Origin of the sequence: Bifidobacterium asteroides (assembly GCF_030758775.1) — a bacterium.
GTDB classification, from domain to species: Bacteria; Actinomycetota; Actinomycetes; order Actinomycetales; family Bifidobacteriaceae; genus Bombiscardovia; species Bombiscardovia kimbladii.
This window is the reverse complement of the sequence record NZ_CP132384.1, coordinates 1,538,338-1,558,977: the sequence shown is the minus strand read 5'-3', so window position 1 is coordinate 1,558,977 and position 20,640 is coordinate 1,538,338. Positions and strand designations below refer to the sequence as shown.

The 20,640-nt window shown below is 61.1% G+C and carries 18 protein-coding genes; 14 read left to right on the top strand and 4 right to left on the bottom strand.

Annotated features, from left to right (window positions below):
* The first annotated feature begins 59 nt into the window (after positions 1 to 59).
* The gene (locus RAM15_RS06280; protein WP_306221225.1) at positions 60 to 1,271 is read left to right on the top strand and encodes a MalY/PatB family protein; all 1,212 of its coding nucleotides are present in this window, start codon (positions 60 to 62) and stop codon (positions 1,269 to 1,271) included.
* 88 nt (positions 1,272 to 1,359) lie between these two features.
* On the opposite strand, the gene RAM15_RS06275 is transcribed toward RAM15_RS06280, so the two are convergent.
* Positions 1,360 to 2,133, bottom strand: coding sequence for a (S)-acetoin forming diacetyl reductase (locus RAM15_RS06275; RefSeq protein ID WP_045924737.1), 774 nt, complete (start codon positions 2,131 to 2,133; stop codon positions 1,360 to 1,362).
* 207 nt (positions 2,134 to 2,340) lie between these two features.
* Between RAM15_RS06275 and rpmE the strand changes: the two genes are divergently transcribed.
* The 8 genes from rpmE (at position 2,341) to RAM15_RS06235 (ending at position 10,605) form a co-directional block, all read left to right on the top strand.
* Positions 2,341 to 2,553 (top strand): 50S ribosomal protein L31, encoded by a 213-nt coding sequence (rpmE, locus tag RAM15_RS06270; protein WP_015022244.1) that lies wholly within the window; start codon positions 2,341 to 2,343, stop codon positions 2,551 to 2,553.
* Between the two features lie 103 nt (positions 2,554 to 2,656).
* Positions 2,657 to 3,745 carry a peptide chain release factor 1 gene (prfA, locus tag RAM15_RS06265; RefSeq protein ID WP_045924736.1) on the top strand — a complete coding sequence of 363 codons (1,089 nt, stop codon included), beginning with the start codon at positions 2,657 to 2,659 and terminating at the stop codon, positions 3,743 to 3,745.
* Complete coding sequence (gene prmC / locus RAM15_RS06260; protein ID WP_306221224.1) at positions 3,742 to 4,692, top strand: peptide chain release factor N(5)-glutamine methyltransferase; 951 nt, start codon at positions 3,742 to 3,744, stop codon at positions 4,690 to 4,692. The genes prfA and prmC overlap by 4 nt, the downstream gene beginning before the upstream one ends.
* A gap of 121 nt (positions 4,693 to 4,813) precedes the next feature.
* Positions 4,814 to 5,461: an L-threonylcarbamoyladenylate synthase gene (locus RAM15_RS06255; RefSeq protein ID WP_306221223.1), complete on the top strand. Its 648-nt coding sequence runs from the start codon at positions 4,814 to 4,816 to the stop codon at positions 5,459 to 5,461.
* Positions 5,458 to 6,648, top strand: coding sequence for an MraY family glycosyltransferase (locus RAM15_RS06250; RefSeq protein WP_306221222.1), 1,191 nt, complete (start codon positions 5,458 to 5,460; stop codon positions 6,646 to 6,648). The genes RAM15_RS06255 and RAM15_RS06250 overlap by 4 nt, the downstream gene beginning before the upstream one ends.
* A gap of 66 nt (positions 6,649 to 6,714) precedes the next feature.
* On the top strand, positions 6,715 to 8,262 hold the full coding sequence (gene guaB / locus RAM15_RS06245) for an IMP dehydrogenase (RefSeq protein WP_198182789.1): 1,548 nt from the start codon (positions 6,715 to 6,717) through the stop codon (positions 8,260 to 8,262).
* A gap of 194 nt (positions 8,263 to 8,456) precedes the next feature.
* The gene (gene orn, locus RAM15_RS06240; RefSeq protein ID WP_306221221.1) at positions 8,457 to 9,158 is read left to right on the top strand and encodes an oligoribonuclease; all 702 of its coding nucleotides are present in this window, start codon (positions 8,457 to 8,459) and stop codon (positions 9,156 to 9,158) included.
* 40 nt (positions 9,159 to 9,198) lie between these two features.
* Positions 9,199 to 10,605 (top strand): PIF1 family DEAD/DEAH box helicase, encoded by a 1,407-nt coding sequence (locus RAM15_RS06235; RefSeq protein WP_306221220.1) that lies wholly within the window; start codon positions 9,199 to 9,201, stop codon positions 10,603 to 10,605.
* Positions 10,606 to 10,650: 45 nt separating this feature from the next.
* On the opposite strand, the gene RAM15_RS06230 is transcribed toward RAM15_RS06235, so the two are convergent.
* Entirely contained in the window at positions 10,651 to 11,121 is a 471-nt protein-coding gene (locus tag RAM15_RS06230) for a GNAT family N-acetyltransferase (protein ID WP_306221219.1), read from the bottom strand.
* Between the two features lie 219 nt (positions 11,122 to 11,340).
* Here RAM15_RS06230 and RAM15_RS06225 point away from each other — a divergent pair, with 219 nt between their 5' ends.
* On the top strand, positions 11,341 to 13,155 hold the full coding sequence (locus RAM15_RS06225) for a proline--tRNA ligase (RefSeq protein ID WP_306221218.1): 1,815 nt from the start codon (positions 11,341 to 11,343) through the stop codon (positions 13,153 to 13,155).
* A 130-nt stretch (positions 13,156 to 13,285) separates the two neighbouring features.
* On the opposite strand, the gene RAM15_RS06220 is transcribed toward RAM15_RS06225, so the two are convergent.
* Positions 13,286 to 14,140: an exodeoxyribonuclease III gene (locus tag RAM15_RS06220; RefSeq protein ID WP_306221217.1), complete on the bottom strand. Its 855-nt coding sequence runs from the start codon at positions 14,138 to 14,140 to the stop codon at positions 13,286 to 13,288.
* Between the two features lie 370 nt (positions 14,141 to 14,510).
* On the opposite strand from RAM15_RS06220, the gene RAM15_RS06215 reads away from it, so the two are divergent.
* Positions 14,511 to 15,020: a single-stranded DNA-binding protein gene (locus RAM15_RS06215; RefSeq protein WP_306221216.1), complete on the top strand. Its 510-nt coding sequence runs from the start codon at positions 14,511 to 14,513 to the stop codon at positions 15,018 to 15,020.
* Positions 15,021 to 15,142: 122 nt separating this feature from the next.
* On the opposite strand, the gene RAM15_RS06210 is transcribed toward RAM15_RS06215, so the two are convergent.
* Positions 15,143 to 17,236 (bottom strand): M13 family metallopeptidase, encoded by a 2,094-nt coding sequence (locus RAM15_RS06210; RefSeq protein ID WP_306221215.1) that lies wholly within the window; start codon positions 17,234 to 17,236, stop codon positions 15,143 to 15,145.
* 176 nt (positions 17,237 to 17,412) lie between these two features.
* Here RAM15_RS06210 and RAM15_RS06205 point away from each other — a divergent pair, with 176 nt between their 5' ends.
* The 3 genes from RAM15_RS06205 to RAM15_RS06195 all read left to right on the top strand — a co-directional run bounded on the left by RAM15_RS06205 (position 17,413) and on the right by RAM15_RS06195 (position 20,631).
* Positions 17,413 to 18,111 carry an HdeD family acid-resistance protein gene (locus RAM15_RS06205; RefSeq protein ID WP_306221214.1) on the top strand — a complete coding sequence of 233 codons (699 nt, stop codon included), beginning with the start codon at positions 17,413 to 17,415 and terminating at the stop codon, positions 18,109 to 18,111.
* 103 nt (positions 18,112 to 18,214) lie between these two features.
* Positions 18,215 to 18,991 (top strand): type I methionyl aminopeptidase, encoded by a 777-nt coding sequence (map, locus tag RAM15_RS06200; RefSeq protein ID WP_029678693.1) that lies wholly within the window; start codon positions 18,215 to 18,217, stop codon positions 18,989 to 18,991.
* A 350-nt stretch (positions 18,992 to 19,341) separates the two neighbouring features.
* A complete protein-coding gene (locus RAM15_RS06195; protein WP_306222261.1) occupies positions 19,342 to 20,631 on the top strand; it encodes a citrate synthase in 1,290 nt (429 codons plus the stop codon).
* Positions 20,632 to 20,640 lie beyond the last annotated feature (9 nt).

Genomic DNA, 20,640 nt, shown 5'->3' with positions numbered 1-20,640 from the left:
GGCTGTAGACTGGCGGAAGGTCGCTGCGAGCACATCTGCACGGGATGAGAGGTTGACTAATGACATACGATTTCACCAGTATCATGGACAGGCACGGCAAGGACGCCATTGCGGTTGACGGCCTGGGTGCCGAGCCTGGATTCGCCCCCGATCCTCCAAAGGAGGGCTTCGATGTCATCCCCATGTGGGTTGCCGATATGAACTTCCCCACGGTGCCGACCATACCCGAGGCCATCATCGAGCGTGCCAAGCACCCGGCTTTCGGCTATTTCAATCCCACTGACGAGTACTACGACGCCATCATCAACTGGCAGCGCAACCGCAATGGTGTGGAAGGCCTGACGGCCGAGGATATCGGCTATGAGAACGGGGTCCTGGGCGGTGTCGTCTCGACTTTGACCGCCTTTGCGGCGCCCGGCGATGCGGTATTGCTCCACAGCCCGACCTATGTCGGCTTCACGTCCTGCATCGAGAACAACGGCTACCACATCGTGCACAGCCCCTTGAAGAAGGACGAGCAGGGCGTTTGGCGCATGGACTTCGAGGACATGGATCGCAAGCTCAAGGAGAACAACATCCATGTGGCGGTCTTCTGCAGCCCGCACAACCCCTGCGGCCGTGTCTGGGAGAAGTGGGAGATCGAGAAGGCCATGGAAGTATATAAGGAGAACGACTGCGTGGTCATCTCCGACGAGATCTGGTCAGACTTGATCCTGTCGGGCCACAGGCACATCCCCACCCAATCGGTCAGCGAGGATGCCCGCAACAGGACGGCTGCCTTCTATGCACCCAGCAAGACCTTCAACCTGGCCGGGCTGGTCGGCTCCTACCACATCATCTACAACAAGTATCTGCGCGACAGGATTGTGGCCAAGGGGTCCAAGGCCCACTACAACGACATGAACGTGCTGTCCATGCATGCCCTGATCGGGGCCTACAAGCCCCAGGGCCAGGAGTGGGTGGATGAACTCCGGCAGGTTTTGACCGGGAATGTGGACTACGCCTACGATTACATCCGGCAGCATTTCGAGGGAGTCGAGCTTTCCAAGCCCCAGGGCACCTACATGCTCTTCCTTGATTGCACGCAATGGTGCAAGGACCATGATCTGGGCCTGGACCAGCTGCTGAAGCGTGCCTGGGATGTGGGTGTGGCCGTCCAGGACGGGCGGCAGTTCAAGGCTCCCTGCGCCATCCGCATGAACCTGGCTCTGCCTTTGAGCCGTGTCCAGGAGGCCATGGACCGTCTGGACAAGTACGTCTTCAACGCCTGAACGATCCCTGAACGATCGTGGACCCTCGCTGTCGGACAGAGCCGATCGGCGAGGGTCCATCATATGCGAGCGAATCCTTGCTAAAGACTCACTGGAACTGCATGCCGCCGTCCACAATCAGGGTCTGGCCGGTGATGTAGTCAGAGTCGTGCCCAGCCAGGAAGGCTACGGCATTGGCCACATCCTCGGGCTCGGAAAGCCGCCCCAGGGCGATGCCGTCCGAGAAGGTGGACATGCCCCACTCGTCATCCTTGCCGGCGTTGGCCCCGACCTGATGTGCGATGTCCATCATCATGGGCGTCTTGACGATGCCGGGGGCGTATGCGTTGGCGGTGATGCCCTCCTTGGCCAGATCGCGTGCAGCCACCTGGGTCAGGCCCCGGATGGCGAACTTGGTGGACGAATAGAGCATCAAATTGGGATTGCCCACCACCCCTGCCTGGCTGGTGGCGTTGATGATCTTGCCCCCGTGGCCTCGATCACGGAAGGCCTGGACGGCGGCCTGCATGCCCCAGATGGTTCCTGCCACGTTGACGTGGTAGACCTTGTCGAACAGCTCCGGGGTGATGGAATCGATGGGGGTGGTCGGTCCCAAGCCAGCGTTGTTGACGATTACATTGAAGTCGCCCAGTTTGGTGGCCGTCTTCTCTACCGCCGAGCGCACCTGGACACGATCGGTCACGTCCAGGGTGACAGCCATGGCCCGTCCCTCAGATTGATTGATGGAGTCGGCCACTGCCTGGGCCTTGTCGGTGTTCATGTCCGCCACGGCCACGGCGAACCCGTCCTTGGCCAGACGGCGGGCAATGGCCTCGCCGATTCCCTGAGCCGCCCCTGTAACGAACGCCACTTCCTGCTGCATTGCTGCCCTCCTTTGTCGCCTCGCCGGGCCGGTCGGTCCGACTGTTTGATTCTAAAGGGCGAGCGGTCCGCCACACCGGTTGGCTGATTCGGCGTGTGGCGCAAGGGAGTCGTATTCTCCCCGGGTTGCGCTAGACTATTACGCGGTTGCCGGTTCACGTCCGCCACAGGGGCGGTCGACCCGGGGCCCTTGAATCTAGGAGTAACCATGAAGCAGGGAATTCATCCCGATTATCATCCCGTTGAGGTCACGTGCTCGTGCGGCAATACCTTCATCACCCGTTCGACCGCTCCCGGCGATCATATGACGGTTGATGTCTGCTCGCACTGCCACCCCTTCTACACCGGCAAGCAGAAGATTCTGGACACCGGTGGTCGCGTGGCTCGGTTCGAAGCCCGTTACGGCAAGAGGACCAAGTAGCACTTCCAACGCCAGTCCCTTCCGGGTCGCTCTGCTATGCCCGGTGGGGACTGGCGTTTTTTATGACTTGAACCATGCGGATGAGCGGACGGGAAGGGTGTAGATGAGCGAGGAGCAGTTTCCGGCGGCGGTGGCTGCCGTTGAGGAGTACGGTCGCCTGGAAAAGCAGATGAGTCAGCCCGAAACGGCTTCAGATCCGGCGCAGATCCGCAAGTTGGGCCGCAGGCATGCTGAGCTCGCACCCATCGTTGAAGCCTACAAGGCCTATCAAAGCGCCTTGGAAGACAGCCAGGCCGCCGAACAGATGGCACGGGAGGATCCTGACTTCGCGCAAGAGGCCAAGGCCATGGCTGACCGAATACCGGACCTGGAACAGGCCCTGCGCACCGCGCTTATTCCGCGTGATCCCGATGACGGCCGCGATACGATCATGGAAATCAAGGCCGGCAGCGGCGGCGAGGAGGCGGCCCTCTTCGCTGGCGATCTGATGCGCATGTATGTGCGTTATGCCGAAAAACGCGGCTGGACCACCGAGATCATGAGCGAGAACCGTACCCAGCTGGGCGGGGTCAAGGATGCCCAGCTGGCCATTCGCGCTCGCGGCCAGGTGGCTCCGGCCGACGGCGTCTGGGCTTCGCTCAAGTACGAGGGCGGCGTGCATCGGGTCCAGCGCATCCCCGTCACCGAGTCCCAGGGCCGTATTCAGACCTCCGCTGCGGGGGTCATCGTCTTTCCAGAGGCTGACGAGGACGACGACGAGATCGAGATCGATCCCAAGGACCTCAAGGTAGACATCTTCATGAGCTCCGGTCCGGGAGGACAGTCCGTCAACACCACCTACTCTGCTGTGCGGATGACCCACATTCCCACCGGCATCGTAGTCTCCATGCAGGATGAGAAATCCCAGATACAGAATCGCCAGGCCGCCCTGCGGGTGCTCAAGTCCCGTCTGCTGGCCATGAAGCACGAGGAGGAGGCCGCCCAGGCCGCAGACATGCGCCATTCCCAGGTCCGTTCCCTGGATCGGTCCGAGCGTATCAGGACCTACAACTTCCCAGAGAGCCGGATCGTGGATCACCGTACCGGCTACAAGGCCTACAACCTGGAACAGGTGCTGGACGGCGATCTGCAGGCCGTCATCGACTCCGACATTCAGGCTGATGAGGCCCGCAGAATGGCTTCGCAGGGGTGAATCAGCAGGAGCGCGGGACCAGTCTGGCTGAGCTGGTCGATAGGGGCCATCACATGCTGGCCCAGGCTGGCCTGCCCACTCCGCTCAATGATGCCAGGCTGCTGCTGGCCGATGCCCTTGGGTGCGATCTGCACCAGCTGGATCAGGCGCTGCTCTTGGATCGGACTGCTGAGGAACTGCTGACGAACGGTGTTGGTCGCAGACAGGCCGATGACTCCCAGTCGGCGTCCCTGGACCGTTATCAGTCCTATCTGCAAAGGCGGGTCGGACGCGAACCCTTGCAGTACATTCTTGGCCACGCCTGCTTTCGTTATTTGGATCTCCGCCTGGGTCCGGGGGTCTTTATCCCCCGTCCTGAGACCGAAACGGTGGTTCAGGCAGGTATCGATGCCTTGACTGGAATGGATCATCCACTGGCGGTGGATCTGTGTTCCGGCAGTGGAGCCATCGGCCTGTCCTTGGCCACAGAGGTTCCAGGTGCGCGGGTTCGGGCCGTGGAGGTGGACAAGGAGGCATATCGGTGGGGTGCGTTGAATGCCGCCGCTCAGGAGGCTGCCATTCGGGAGGCTGGATCCGACTATCAGCTGCTCTTGGCTGATGCCACGGATTCCGCCGCCCTGTCTGATCTGGATGCCCATGTGGATTTGGTCATCAGCAACCCTCCCTACGTCCCCATGGATGCGATTCCTAGCCAGCCCGAGGTGCGTGACTGGGATCCGGACCTGGCCCTCTATGGCGGTTCACCCGACGGGTGCCTTGTGCCCTGCCGCATTCTGGACAGGGCCATGGTTTTGCTGGCACCCGGCGGTCTGCTGGTCATGGAGCATGACGCCTCCCAGGGGGCGGCCATGGTTGCAGCTGCACAGAAGCGAGGGTACCTGGATGCGCACACACACCGGGATCTGGCTGGCCGCGACCGCTACCTGACAGCCCGACGGCCAGGGTGACGGGACGCAGATCCGCGGTTCTTCAGGTCCTGGCGGGCTGCCGGGGTCCTGGGATAGATTGGTAGCTGGTCACATGAACATGTCGAGCCGAAAGGTCGTGATGCAGGGTATGAGCCGGGTGATGACCTATGACAGTCGGTCGCCGCAGTTACTGGCCCAGGTGGTGGCCGCCGGGGGGCTGGCGGTCATTCCTACCGACACGGTCTATGGCATCGTCTGCGATCCATGCAATGACGCGGCCATCGATAGGCTCTTCCAGGCCAAGCACCGTCCCAGGACCAAGTCCATCCAGGTGCTGTTGGATGGGGTCCAGGCCATGGACCGGCTGGATCTTAGCCTGCCTGCGCCTCTGGATCGCCTGTCCGATGCCCTGTTGCCGGGCCCCTTTTCGCCTATTGCCCTTGTAGGGAGTTCCTGCCCTCTGCGCACCCCTCGAAGGGAGCCCGAGGGTCCCACCCAGGCCGTCAGAGTGCCTGACTCGTCCATTTGCCGGGCTCTCCTGCTGGTGACCGGCCCCCTGGCTGCTTCCAGCGCCAACCGATCCGGCAATCCCAGCGTGGAGACCGTCCAGCAGGCCGAATCCGAGCTGGGTGACAGCGTCGATCTCTACCTGGACGGGGGGCCGACCCCTGGCTCAGTGGCCAGCACGGTGGTGGAAGCCGACAAGAATGATCCTGACGGAATACACGTGCTGCGGCAGGGCGTCATAGGCGAGACTCGGGTCCGTGCAATACTGTCCGGCCAGACCAGCAGAGGGGAGGGTCAGTGAGGGTATACCTGTTCATTGCTGCCATCGCTGGCGGAGCCACCTGGCTGGTCATGCCCATGGTTCGTCATCTCGCCATCCGGGTCGGTGCCGTAGGCGTGGTCCGCGCTCGCGACGTGCACAAGGTGCCCACTCCTCGTATGGGCGGCTTGGGCATGCTGATAGGCTTTGCCGTGGCCATGTGCTTCGCCTCCCGCATTCCCTTCATCACGGGCCTCTTCCAGTCCGGACATCAGGCCTGGGTCATTCTGGCCGGGGCCGTGGCCATCTGCCTGCTGGGCATAGCCGACGACCTTTGGGACCTGGATTGGATGCTCAAGCTGGCCGGCCAGCTGCTGATTTCGGTCTTCGTCTCCTGGGGTGGCATCCAGATCATCTCCCTGCCTCTGGGATCCCTGGTGGCGGCCTCGCCCAGCCTGTCCATGGCCATCACAGCCTTCCTGATCGTGGCCTCCATCAATGCGGTCAACTTTGTGGACGGCCTGGACGGCCTGGCTGCAGGCATCGTAGCCATCGGGGGCATCGCCTTCGCCATCTACTCCTATATCATCGCCCGCATCTCGCCCGACTATGCCTCCCTGGCGACCCTGATCGACGTGGCCATGGTGGGCATTTGCGTGGGATTCCTCCTGCACAACTGGCATCCGGCCAAGCTCTTCATGGGCGATTCAGGATCCATGCTGCTGGGATACTTGATCACCTGCGCTTCGATTGTGGTCACTGGTCGGCTGGATCCGGCCACCATTCACGCCAGCATCTATCTGCCGGCCTTTATGCCCATTCTTTTGCCTATCCTGGTGCTTTTCCTGCCCGTTCTGGACATGTGCTTGGCCATCGTCCGGCGGCTCAGCCACGGGCAATCACCCATGCACCCTGACCGCATGCACCTGCACCATCGTATGCTGCGCATCGGTCACACGGTTCGGTCCGCGGTCCTGATCCTCTGGGGCTGGGCCGCCCTGATTGCCTTCGGCTCGCTCTTTATTCTTTTCTTCCCACTGAGATATGTCTTGATCGGTCTGGCCCTGGCCGCCATGCTGCTGACCTTCGCTACCCTCTACCCCTACTATCGTCGCCGCCTTCCCGAAATCAGGCGTGAGAACGCTCTTCTCGCCACCCAAGGTTCGCAGCATGCGGCCAGACCGCACAGGCATCGCAAGATCCGCCACGACAAAGATGAGGACAATTGATTCGCCCAATGAAATAGTGCGGACACGGTGCAGTGAACGGTCAAGAAGCACTTGTAGCATGGTGCTATGGCTATGGAAAACCCACAAAGCGAACCCTCCTCCTACACTCAACTTCCCGACGCCTTCCAGAAAATCGGTCTGGCCTATGACGACGTCCTCCTGCTGCCCAACGAATCCGATGTCATCCCCTCCGAGGTAGACACCACCACCCGGCTGACCCGGAACATCACCATGAAGTCCCCTGTCCTTTCGGCTGCCATGGACACCGTCACGGAGGCCACCATGGCTGTGGCCATGGCCCGCAACGGCGGCATCGGCGTCCTCCACCGCAATCTCAGCATTGAGGATCAGGCCAATCAGGTCGACATCGTCAAGCGGTCCGAGTCCGGCATGATCTCCGACCCCCTGACCGTCACCCCGGATGCCACGCTGACCGACCTGGACAAGCTCTGCTCCACCTACAAGGTCTCCGGTCTGCCCGTGGTGGATCGTCGGCAGCGGCTGGTGGGCATCATCACCAACCGTGACATGCGCTTCGTCAATCCTGCCGACTTCGACAGACTCAAGGTCAGCGACATCATGACCAAGGACCATCTGATCACCGGCCCGTCCAACATCACCAAGGAAGATGCCCATGAGCTGTTGGCCAAATACAAGGTGGAGAAGCTTCCCCTGGTCGATAGCGAGGGCAAGCTGACCGGGCTGATCACCGTCAAGGACTTCGTCAAGACCGAGCAGTACCCCGAGGCCACCAAGGATGAGCGCGGACGGCTGCGTGTGGCTGCAGCCGTTGGTTTCTTCGGCGATGCCTGGCAGCGCATCACCGCCCTGGCCGATGCCGGGGTCGACATTCTGGTCGTGGACACCGCCCATGGCCATGCCAAGCTCATGCTGGATATGATTCGCAGGATCAAGGCTGATCATGCCTTCGACCATGTGGATGTGATCGGCGGCAACGTGGCCACCCGCGAGGGTGCCCAGGCGCTGATCGATGCCGGCGTTGACGCGGTCAAGGTCGGCGTGGGCCCCGGCTCCATCTGTACAACCCGCGTGGTTGCCGGTGTGGGCGTGCCCCAGCTGACCGCCGTCTATGATGCTGCACTGGCCTGCCGCCCAGCCGGGATCCCGCTGGTCGCCGATGGCGGAATCCATTACTCGGGCGACATCGCCAAGGCCATCGTGGCCGGGGCCGATTCGGTCATGCTGGGCGGTCTGCTGGCAGGCACTGAGGAGGCTCCTGGCGAGAAGGTCCTCCTGCATGGCAAGCAGTACAAGGTCTATCGGGGCATGGGCTCGCTGGGCGCCATGGCTCCGCGTGGCAAGAAGAGCTACTCCAAGGACCGCTACTTCCAGGCCGATGTCACCAGCTCCGACAAGGTGGTGCCAGAGGGTGTCGAGGGCGAGGTGCCCTACCGCGGTCCGCTCAACTATGTGCTCTACGAGCTGGTCGGCGGCCTGCATCAGACCATGTTCTATACCGGTGCCCGCACCATCCCGGAGCTGCAGCGCAAGGGCCGGTTCATTCGCATTACCGATGCCGGTCTGCGTGAATCGCATCCCCATGACATCGTCATGACCAAGGAGGCCCCCAACTACTCAGGCTTCCACAACTGAGCCTAGATAGGCAGGTGATCGGCGCAGGATCTCATCAGGACCTGCGCCGATTGCATATCACAAGTCAGTCATGGTCCGGCCGGCTGTGCTGGCGGACCCTCCGCCGGTCACGTGCTGGCGGTATCTTGTAATGTTCCGTTCAAGACGGCGGAAGAAGCGATCCGGTGCGCGACCCGGATCTGAAAGGCGTACAGATGAGCGATAACAATGATCTGACTTTCTCTGCGGAGGAATCCCGCATGATCTGGATTGACTGCGAGATGACCGGTCTGGATATCTTCCATGACGAGCTGTGCGAGGTCTCCGTGGTGCCTACCGACTTCAACATGAAGGTCCTGGACAAGGGCATTGACCTGGTCATCAAGCCCTCCCAGGCGGCCCTGGACCATATGGGGGACTTCGTCAGGAAGATGCACACCTCCTCGGGCCTGATCGAGGAGATGAAGACCGGCCTGGATCTTGAGGAGGCCCAGCGTCAGGTGATCGAGTATGTCAAGCCCTTCCTGCCCAAGAACGGCAAGGCCCATCTGGCAGGCAACTCCGTGGGCTCCGACAAGAAGTTCCTCGACAGGTACATGCCTGAACTGATGGATCTTCTGCACTACCGGGTCATCGACGTGAGCACCCTCAAGGAGCTGTCCCGCCGCTGGTACCCGGACGTCTACAAGAACAAGCCGGCCAAGCATGGCGGCCACAGGGCCTTGGCTGACATCATCGAATCCATGGACGAACTGCGCTACTACCGCTCCATGTTCTTTGTTCCTGCCCCCGGACCTGATCAGGCCCAGTCCAAGGCCGGGGCGGAACAGATCGAGCAGACCAGCCTGCTGCGTCATTACGAAGAGTCCGGCAATCCGGTCGAGGACGCCAACAAGCCTGAGAAGGCCGACTACTGACAGGCATGGCCATGTACCTCTGACGTGGCACCATGGAGGCATGCAGCAATCCGAAGCCTTGACCATATTGAGTGCGGGGGCCAATGCCTTCATCACGGGCGCCCCCGGGTCAGGCAAGACCTTTGTGCTCAACGAGTTCGTCGACCAGGCCCGTCAGGCCGGGGCCGTCGTGGCGGTGACCGCCTCGACCGGCATCGCCGCCACGCACATCAACGGCCAGACCATCCACTCCTGGAGCGGAGTAGGCATCGCCACCTGCATGACCGAATCGCTCCTGAAACGGATCAAGACCCGCCGTCGCAGACAGATCGAGGGCACCGACATCCTGGTCATCGACGAGGTTTCCATGATGCACGCCTGGCTCTTCGACATGGTGGATCAGGCCTGCCGGGCCGTTCGCCACAGCCCTGAACCCTTCGGAGGGATCCAGGTGGTCCTTTCCGGGGACTTCTTCCAGCTGCCGCCGGTGACGCGATCCAACCGAGCTGCAGGAATACTGCCCAGCCCTGAATTGCAGGCTGCCCGGGAACGCTATGCCCAGGCCGGCAAGGACCCGGATGGGTTCGTAACAGAATCATTGGTCTGGCAGGACCTGGACCCGGTCATATGTTACCTGACCGAGCAGCACCGCCAGGACGATGGCCAGCTGTTGACCGTCCTGACTGACATCAGAGAGGGTGGCGTAACCCAGGAGGACCATGAGGTCCTGGCCGCCCGTGTCGGCGCAGTGCCCGCCCCCGGCCAGGTGGCGGTTCACCTCTTTCCGGTCAACAAGCAGGCCGACACGCTCAACGACCAGCGCCTGGCCTCCATCGACGAAGAGGCCCACCATTACCAGGCCACATCCCGAGGTGAGGCCAGGCTAGTGGAACGGCTGAAGAAGAACATGCTGGCCCCCGAGGATCTGGCCCTGAAGACCGGGGCCGCAGTCATGGCCCTGCGCAACGACCAGGACCATCAATATGTCAACGGCTCTATCGGCACCGTCACCGGATTCACCAGCTCGGCCAAGGGGGGATGGCCGATCGTCTCCTTCCAGAACGGCAACGTGGTCACCATGAAGCCGGCCGCCTGGGAGACCATGGATGGAGACACGGTCTTGGCCTCCGTCAATCAGGTTCCCCTTCGCTGCGCCTGGGGAATCACCATCCACAAGTCCCAGGGGATGACCCTGGACAGGGCAGTCATGGACCTGAGACGGACCTTCGCGCCAGGGATGGGCTACGTGGCTCTCTCCCGTGTGGAAAGTCTGGATGGGCTCTACCTGATGGGAATCAATGAGCATGCCTTCCTGGTCTCTCCCGATGCCGTCGTTCTGGATGCAGGTTTGAGGGCCGAGTCCAAGGCGGCCTGTGCCCGTCTGAAAGATGAGGGTCCAGAGTCCTTCACCAAGCGCGCAGTCGGTCAGGAGCCAGAAGACGAATTCAGTCAGGACCAGCTTTTCTGAAGGGTGGCCCTTATTGGTCTTGGCCTGGTGTGGTTATTCGGGTCGCTAGAGATGCCATGACAGGCGGACCATGTCTCTCAGGGTGATTCCGTTCTCGACAATGGGATGCGCGTAGCGATTGACAAAATAATCCCGTTCAATGCGGTCCATGCGAAACCCGCATGTCTGGTAGAAGCAAAGGGCTCCAAAACTGGTGGATCCGGTCCCGACTTCCAGCCTTCTCAGACCCAGTCTGACGGTCTCCATCTTGGCTCGGTCTATTAATCTGCTTCCGACTCCCAGTCTGCGTAAAGCGCGGTCCACACTGATATTGGCAATTTCCAAGGTGTCCGTGTTTGGTCTGGCAAGCAGCATGACACCGGCCAGAGTTTGTTCCACTCGGATTTCGTAGGCGCAGGAATGGGCGAAAACGTCATGGATTATCCGTTCTGAGGGATCAGCCTCCAGGAGGAGCGTCATGTGCTCTGCATCGAGGGTGGTAAAGGTCTGGATGGTCACACCCGGCTCTGAAGACATAGGTGCCCGCCTCGTCCTTGTAAATCAGAAAACCTGTTCGTATACAACCACTATATCTTGGCTGTCCCAATGGAGGGACTTAGAGCTGGATAGATGCCCGGTTACGAATTTACCGACTTTCACCTGCATATGCTGTTTGGTTTCGGGCTTGGTTGCGCGAATCGTCATATAGATTCCCCTGCAGCTGCTTGTCCCTTTGCGCGCATATCTTTGGGAGGTATGAGAACCAAAGCCATGCGCATGTCAACCCTCTTTCTGCGGACCCTCAGGGAGGATCCGGCCGACGCCGATGTGGACTCGGCCAAACTCCTGCAGCGGGCCGGCTATGTCCGCAAGGTGGCCCCCGGCATCTTCACCTGGCTGCCGCTGGGCCTGAAGGTCCTTGACAAGGTCCAGGCCGTGGTCCGAGAGGAGATCGACGGCATTGGCGCCCAAGAGGTCCACTTCCCGGCTCTGTTGCCTCGCGAGCCCTACGAGGCCACCCACCGCTGGGAGGAGTACGGTGAGAATCTCTTCCGCCTCCAGGACAGGCACGGTGCTGACTACCTGCTGGCTCCCACCCACGAGGAGATGTTCACCCTTTTGGTCAAGGACATGTACTCCTCATACAAGGATCTGCCGGTGGTTCTGTACCAGATCCAGACCAAGTACCGCGACGAGTTCCGTCCCCGCGCCGGGCTGATCAGGGGTCGCGAGTTCATCATGAAGGACGCTTACTCCTTCACCGTGGACGAGGAAGGGCTGAAGAAGGCCTACCAGGATGAGCGAGGCGCCTATGAGCGAATCTTCAAGCGTCTGGGTGTCAATTACGTAATCGTCCATGCGGTTTCCGGACCCATGGGGGGATCCGAGTCCGAGGAGTTTCTGGCTCCGCTGCCTATAGGCGAGGACACCTTTGCGCTGGCTCCCTCGGGGAAGGCATGGAACGTGGAGGCGCTGACCACCCCGCGTCCTGATCCCCTCGACTATGCTGAAACTCCGGCTATGAAGGAGCTGGACACGCCAGACTCAACCACTATCGACACCTTGGTAGAGCGATTCAACCAGTTGCATCCTCGTGAGGATGGCCGTGACTGGACCGCTGCCGATACTCTGAAGAACCTGGTTGTGGCCGTCAAGCACCCTGCGGACGATGACCACCCCGAGGGCTGGAGGGAACTGGTGGCCGTTGGCCTGCCGGGAGACCGTCAGGTGGACATGAAGCGCTTGGAAGCCCAGTTCTCTCCTGCCGAGATTGAGGAGGCCAGCGAGGCTGACCTTGCCACCCACCCCGAGCTGGTAAAGGGATACATTGGACCCCGTGTTCTGGGCCCTCAGCGTTCGGATACCGAGTCGGCCGCCCATATCCGCTACTTCCTCGATGCCCATGTGGCGCCCGGTTCAGCTTGGGTGACCGGGGCTGATGCCGAAGACGTGCACCTGGCCAATGCGGTCTACGGGCGTGACTTCCAAGCCGACGGAGTGGTGGAAGCCGCCGAAGTGCGTCACGGTGACATGAGCCCTGACGGTTCCGGGCCGCTCAGCTTCGAGCGTGGTGTGGAGATTGGCCAGGTCTTCCAGCTTGGGCTGAAATACTCTGACGCATTGGGTTTGAAGGTCCTGGATCATAACGGCAAGGCTGTGCCGGTCTGGATGGGTTGCTACGGCATCGGCATCTCCCGTGTGCTGGCCTGCATCGCCGAGATGCATCACGATGACAAGGGTCTGGCCTGGCCCAAGGCTGTCGCTCCTGCCGCGGTGCATGTGGTGGCCACCGGCAAGAAGCAGGAGGCCTTCGATGCCGCCGAGAAACTGGTCGCCGATCTGGAAGACCGTGGTGTGGAGGTCATCTACGATGACCGGCCCAAGGTGTCTCCCGGGGTCAAGTTCAAGGATGCCGAGCTGATTGGGGTGCCCCTGGTCGCCATCGCTGGTCGCGACACCATTGCCAACGGCACCATCGAGATCCGCAACCGCGACGGTTCGGATGTGCAAGCGGTTCCTGCTGATCAGTCCGCTCAGGTGATCGTGGATCGAATAGCCGCCCTGCAGTAGGTTATGCCGCACTCATATAGTTGCTTATCGCAACTGATAGAGAAGGGTGGGGTCTTGGTCACGTCATGATGTATGCGACCAAGACCCCACCCTTCTGGTTGTATCGGTTTGGGTTCAGGAATCTATCAGGTCAGATGCGCAGCAGAATGGGCAGATGATCCTGGCGCTCGCCGGTGTCCACCGGTTCGCTGGTGCTGACTTGGCCAGCGATCCGGTTGGAGGTCAGCCAGTAGTCGATGCGCCAGCCAGAGTTGTTGATCTTGCTCTTTGGGGCCCGCTGGGCGAACCAGGTGTAGACGCTGCGGTGATCGTCGTAGAAGCCGGCGGCATCGCCATGGATCTTTCGGAAGGTGTCGGTGAAGCCCGCATCCAGCAGAAGGCCGAACTTCTCGCGCTCCTGGTCGGTGAAGCCGGCTGAGTGATGGTTGGAACCCGGGTTGGCGATGTCAATCTCCTCGTGGGCCACGTTGAAGTCGCCACAGGCCAGGACCGGCTTGCGGGCATCCAGCCCCTGCAGGTAGCGGCGGTAGCAATCGTCCCAGACGCCACGTGGTTTGAGCCTGACCAGTCCCGATCCGGAATTGGGGGTGTAGACCGTGGTGACGAAGCAGTCCGGGAACTCCAGAGTGAGCATGCGGCCCTCGTCGTCCATGGTGTCCGGAGCGCCGATGCGGGGGCGGGTTACGGTAGGCTCCGGCAGGCTCTTGCGGTAGAGCATGAGCGTGCCTGCATAGCCTGTGCGGGCCGGGGGCTCGGAGCGGCGGTCCACCTCCTGATAATCAGGGAAGTAACGCATGAGCGCCTTAAGGATGCCTGCGGATTTCTTCTGGTCACCGTTGAGTTTGGTTTCCTGGATGGCTACGACATCAGGGTCCAGATCCCGTATGGTCTCCACCACCTTCAGGGAGAGGGCGCTGCGGCTGCTCTTGCCAAGCAGGGCGGCGTTGAGCGAATCGATGTTCCAACTGACCAGCGTGTGAACCATGACTGCGGGTCCTTCCAAACCGTGCCGATGTATCTGCTCTCACAGTTTAGCCCAGGACCGATGCTCAATGGTCCGGGGCGGTGACGGGGGCATTCGGAACCCAGCCATGGGGTGGCTTGTCCACCACGGGAACAAGGCCGAGCCCGTTCGACCACAATGGCCAGCAGGTCGGGTGCGGGGACGTGTGCGGAGGCAGGATGGATTCACCGTTCGACGGAGGGTTCCTGGCTGGGGCCAGTCCCTTCCCCCGCTCCGATTATCCGCGCTCTGGCTAGGTGTTCTCCGTCGGACGGCTTCACCGCCGCGCAATTAGTGATAGGCCGACAGGTTTACAGCGTCGGATTCATACCATCGACAGAGAGGTTCCGATATGTCAATCAACGAAATAAAAACGACCGTCTTCGGCTTTATGGGGACCCAGCCAGCCCGTCTGGGACAGCCGGGCGCCACACCGGTCTGCTCCTTCAGGCTGGGCTCTACCCCGGCCTATTACGATGCCTCAGCTGGGGTGTGGAAACGAAAATCCACCACCTGGCTGACGGTCAAGGCTTTCAGGACTCTGGCGGTTAATGCCCTGGCCTGTCTGCACAAGGGCGATCCGGTCATCGTATCCGGATCCTTGGTGACGGAGGAATGGACTAATGATGGTCAATCGCACAACAGCCTGGTCTTGGTGGCCGATGGCATCGGTCACGACCTGGCCAGGGGACAGGGCACCTTCACCAAGATCCAATCAGGTGCTGGGCCCATTGATGAGGGGGCTGCCGGTCCGGATCCTTGGACCACTCCGCTGACATCATCGCCGCCCGAAACTGCCTCAGCATCATCTGCATCATCTGCAGCCGAGCGGACATCAGTGGAGGCGTCCAATGTCGGATGAGCAAAGGTTGTTTTGGCCGAGCAAGACGAAGGTGGGAGGCCGACTGACTCCCGTCGGCCTCCCACCTTGATCAGCAGGCTGATTGAAACCGTCAAACAGCCAACGATCTCAATCGAGCTGGCTTACCAGATCCTGACCCGCGCGGTGGGTTCCAGCCACATGCCGTCCTTGGCGGTGACCCCGAAGGCCTGATAGAAGCGATCCACATTCCTGACGATGCCGTTGGTGCGGAATTCAGCAGGGGAGTGGGGATCGATCTGCAGATACTGTTCGGCTAGCTGATCCCTGTTCTTGGTCCTCCAGATGGAGGCATAGGACAGGAAGAACCGTTGCAGGCCGGTGTAGCCGTCCATGACCGGAGCCGAGGCCAGCGCCTGGTCCATGGCCGCATCGTCTGTCCCGGCTGTGCCGCCCCGCCGCTTCTGCAAGGAGAGGGCGTAGGCCTTGATGGCGATGTTGACGCCTCCCAGGTCTCCGATGTTCTCGCCGATGGTCAGCGCCCCATTGACATGAGGTGCCTGCCCGGGCTTGTCGGCGTACTTCTCGGCAAGTTGTTGGGGCACGAACCCGTTGTACTGTTCGATGAGCGCCTTGGTCCGCTGCTCGAAGTTCTCACGGTCCTGCGGGGTCCACCAGTCCTGCAGACGTCCGTCGCCGTCGTACTTGGAGCCCTGGTCGTCGAATCCGTGACCGATCTCGTGGCCGATGACCGACCCGATGCCTCCGTAGTTGACCGCATCGTCGGCTTCTGGGTTGAAGAAGGGCGGCTGCAGGATTGCTGCGGGGAAGACGATGACGTTCAGGGTGGGCTCGTAGTAGGCGTTGACTGTCTGAGGGTTCATCAGCCACTCTTCCTTGTCCACGGGCTGACCGGCCTTGCCGAACTGGTAGCCGGACTCGTAGAGGTTGGCCCGCCGCACGTTGTCGACCAGACCCAGCTTTTCGTCCACAGCCAGGGCCGTATAGTCGCGCCAGTGCTCGGTGTAGCCGATCTTGGGCGAGAATTTGTCCAGCTTGGCCAGTGCCTTGACCTTGGTCTGTTCGCCTAGCCAGTCGCTGGAGGTGATGGAGACCCGGTAGGCGTCGATCAGGTCTTTGACCAAAGCCTCCATACGAGCCTTGCTGGAAGCAGGGAAGTGCCGGCGCACATACTCGCGTCCGACCTCCTCGCCGCAAATGCCGTTGACCAGGGAGACGGCTCGCTTCCAGCGGTCACGCATCTTGGTTGTGCCTGAAAGGACCTTGCCGTAAAAGTCGAACCTGGCCTGATCGAAGTCGCTGCTGAGCAGACCTGCCCACTCGATCAGAGTGTGTACGCGGGCCCAGAGCTTAAGGTCATCCAGGTCGCTGGTCTTCCATAGATCGTTTAACCCCTGCAGGAAGGAGGGTTCATGCACGATGGTCCTGGACAGGGCCACGTTCAGATCGACCGGCTGCATATTGGCGACAGGGCTGGCTGCATATGCCCTCTGCCAGGACTCGATCCAGGTGTGCAGATCGAAATCGGCGAGCGTTGACTCCAGGTCAGCCAGGGCGGTGGGATTGTAGGTGCGATCCTCATCTCGTGTGGATACGTTGTCCCAGTGGCGTGCCGCTATGCGCGTCTCGACCTCAAGGAAGGACTCTGCCTGCCTGTGGGCATCCTCCTGGTCGTCGGCGTAGCCGGAGAGCCTGAGCAGTGAGGCGACCATGTCGGTGTAGGCCTGGCGGACTGGAGCATAGCTCTTCTCCCGGTAGTAGGCCTCGTCGGGGAGCCCCAGCCCGGCCTGCTCCATATGAGCCACGTTGACGCCGGCGTTGCCTGGATCGCCATAGATGGCGATGCCGAACAGATCGGGGCCGCCAGTCGGATTGAGCTGGCCGAGTAGGCTGGTCAGCGCTTTCTTGTCCGGCACAGCATCAATGGCCTGCAGGTCGGGGCGGATGGGTTCCATTCCCGCAGCCTCGATGGCATCGGTGTCCAGGAAGCTGCGATAGAGCAGGGCCGATTTGACGGCCGGGGATTCCGGATCCTCAAGGATTTCATGGATCTGTGCTTCGGCATCCTCGGCAAGCTTGTCGAAGGAGCCGAACCGGGAGCGGTCCTCGGGCAGACTGTAGGTGTCGATCCAGGGGCCGTTGACGAAGCGGAAAAGATCGTCCTGAGGGCGAATGACCGAAGAGAAGGAGGCCGGATCAAGTCCGGAGGAGGTCGTGGATTCTGTAGATTGTGCCATGCCACAAGCCTAGCCATCTTTGGTGACATGCCATGCCCTGTGGTCACCGGAAATCGGCGGATCGACGAATCATCCGCCGAAGGGAAAAGCCGCGATTGCCTCTGTTGGTGATTTACACTTGGAAGACGGTAACAGGGCGGCCCATCAGCCGCCCTGAGCGAGCGAAAGAGGACGGTATGACGAATCCCATGCAGGGCGGTCAGCCCAACCAGTACGGTGGTCAGGATTCTGGGCAGAATGGCGGCCAATACCAGAATAATTATGGTCAGTATGGGCAGTACCCCGGCTATCAGGGGCGCCCGCCACGGATGGATCCTTTCTCCATGATCGCCGAGGATCTGGGATTCAGAACCCTGAGGGCCATCCGTGTCATCATGGGCGTCATGGGCGTGATTGGAGTCATCCTGGGTCTGGCCTTGCTGCTCAGGCCGGACAAGACCCTGATCGCTGTGACTGTGGTGCTGGGCATCTACTTCATCATCTCCGGCGTGGTCCGTCTGGCCACCTCCATTGTGTCCAAGGGACTTCCCGGCGGTTGGCGGGTGCTGGGTGTCCTCTTTGGCGCTCTGATCGCCGTCGGCGGCATCGTTATCGTCAGGAACACGGCCCTGTCCGCTTCAGCGCTGACCCTGCTGGTCACCATCATTGTGGGCATCAGCTGGATCATGGAGGGCGTGATGAGCCTGGCCGCCTCCTGGGGGCTCCCGCATTCAGGCTGGGCCATCTTTTCCGGCATCGTCTCCATCATCGCCGGGGTCATCGTCATGATCTACCCGTTGAGCTCCGTCATCTTCCTGGTTATCTTCAGCGGGTGCGCTCTTCTGGTGCTGGGAGTCGTCTCCATTATCAGGGCCTTCACCTTCGGCCGGAACTGAGAGCCGGACTCGTCCGAGTGACCCGATAATACTAAGAGGTAGTACTTGGGCAGGATCCTGAGGGGCGGCACCCGCGGGCACCAATCATGAAAGGACGCAGAGGATGATCGAGCTCAAAACCAAGCAGGAGATCGAACAGATGAAGCCGGCGGGCAGGTTTGTCGGCAGCATCCTCAAGGAGCTCAAGGCCATGAGCAAGCCTGGGGTCAACCTCCTGGAGCTGGACGACTACGTCAAGGACAGGATCAACTCCCGCAAGGGAGCCACTTCCTGTTATGTGGATTATGCGCCTGATTTCGGCACCGGACCCTTCGCCCACTACATCTGCCTATCCGTCAACGATGCCGTCCTGCACGGGGTGCCTTATGACTACAACCTCAAGGACGGCGACCTGCTCTCCCTCGATCTGGCCATCAACGTGGACGGCTGGGTAGGCGACTCGGCCATCAGCTTCGTTGTAGGCGAGCATGCCGATCCGGAGGATCTGCGGCTGATTCGGACCACCGAAGAGGCCCTGAAGGCCGGCATCGCCCAGGCTCAGCCAGGTAACCGCCTAGGCGACATCTCTGCTGCAGTCGGTGAGGTTGCCCATGAAAACGGATACAGCGTCAACCTGGAGTTCGGCGGACACGGGGTAGGGCGGATCATGCATGGTGATCCCCATGTGCCCAACGACGGCACTCCCCATCACGGCTACAAGCTGCGCCCGGGTCTGGTCATCGCCATTGAGCCTTGGTTCCTAGCGACCACCGATCAGATTTACCAGGATCCCAAGGATGGGTGGACCCTGCGTTCTGCAGATGGATCGCGCGGCGCCCACAGCGAGCACACCATCGCCATCACCGAGCAGGGACCTGTCATCCTGACGACCAGGGACTGAGCCAGAAGGCTGTCCGAGGCCGAATCAGGACTATAAGGGATCTAGGAATGTCCACAATGTGGATGCTCTTGGATCCCTTTTTGATGCCGACCCTGTTTGATGCCTGCACTTGCTTCATTGGCCTTGTGCCCGCAAGCTGGTGAGGAAGCGAAGACGGCACTGGCTTCGACCTGCGCATCGTGGGTGGAGGCGGCGGATTCCTGCTTGCGGTTACAAGCCGGTAATCGAAGTCGTGATTGTTTCTGTTAGCATGTCGGCAATTCCACGCCGGTACAGGTGCCGGTAGCCTGATCCGGCATGGCCGTCGACTTTCACTGGCACCTCACTGGTTGATTGACAGGAGGTGCGTGGTGTCTACAGCACGGTTGTCCATCGGTTCCGACCAGGTTGATCTGCCATTGGTCCGCGCCACCGAGGGGCCCGACGGCATTCTGGTCTCCTCCCTGCGCAACGATGGCTGGGTCACGCTCGATCCCGGCTTCCAGACCACAGCTCAGTGTGTTTCGGGAATTACCTTCATTGACGGCAAGCGATCCATACTGCGCTATAGGGGCTATGCCATAGAGGACTTGTGCGCCCAGTCCAATTTTCTCGAAGTGGCCTGGCTGCTGTCCCATGGCGAGCTGCCTGATGCCGAGCAGTACCAGCAGTTCCGCAGCCATGTTCTGGGTTACACGGTCGTAGGGGAGGACTTCCGCCATCTGCTCTCATCCTTCCCCCGCCAGGCTCATCCCATGAGTGTGCTGGCCGCGGCGGTCAACGCCCTTGCAGGCTTTCACCCCGACACCTGCAATGTTGATGATCCTGATCAGCTGGAGGAGGCCAGCGCCATCATCATGGCCAAGGTGCGCACCATCGTCTCCCTGATCCACCGTCGTCGCCGCGACCAGCCCCTGCTTTACCCGGACAGGACCTGGGGCTATGTGGAGGACTTCCTGCGGATGAGCTTCGCCATGCCCTACCAGCCTTATCAGGCCGATCCTCTCAAGGTGCAAGCCCTGGACAAGCTCCTGATCATCCATGCCGACCATGAGCAGAACTGCTCCACCTCAGTGGTTAGGATTGCCGGATCGGCCCGGGCCAATCTGTATTCTGCGGTGGCCGCCGGCATCAATACCCTGTCAGGCCCCCTGCACGGCGGTGCCAACGAGGCCGTGCTGCGCCAGCTGAAGAACATACGGGATTCCGGTCTGGGCGTGCGAGGCTATGTGGACCAGGCCAAGAGCGAGGGGCGGAAAATCGCGGGTCTGGGCCACCGGGTCTATAAGTCCTATGACCCGCGCGCGGCAATAGCCAAGCAGTGGCTCTACAAACTCATGGACGAGCCCGACCAGGATAGGAACGCCGAGGACGCAGAGCTCTTCGACGTGGCCCTGGAGCTGGAGGACCTGGCCCTGCATGACGACTACTTCGTCGAGCGGCACCTCTATCCCAACGTGGATTTTTACACCGGGCTCATCTACCGCGCCATCGGCTTCGACCCGGAGATGTTCACCACGCTCTTCGCCTTGGGTCGCATCCCCGGATGGATCGCCCAGTACCGGGAAATGCTGGACGATCCTGACACGAAAATCGGTAGACCCCGGCAGGTCTATACCGGTCAGGGGCCACGCGACTACCTGCCCATAGAGCAGCGCTGAATCCTATGG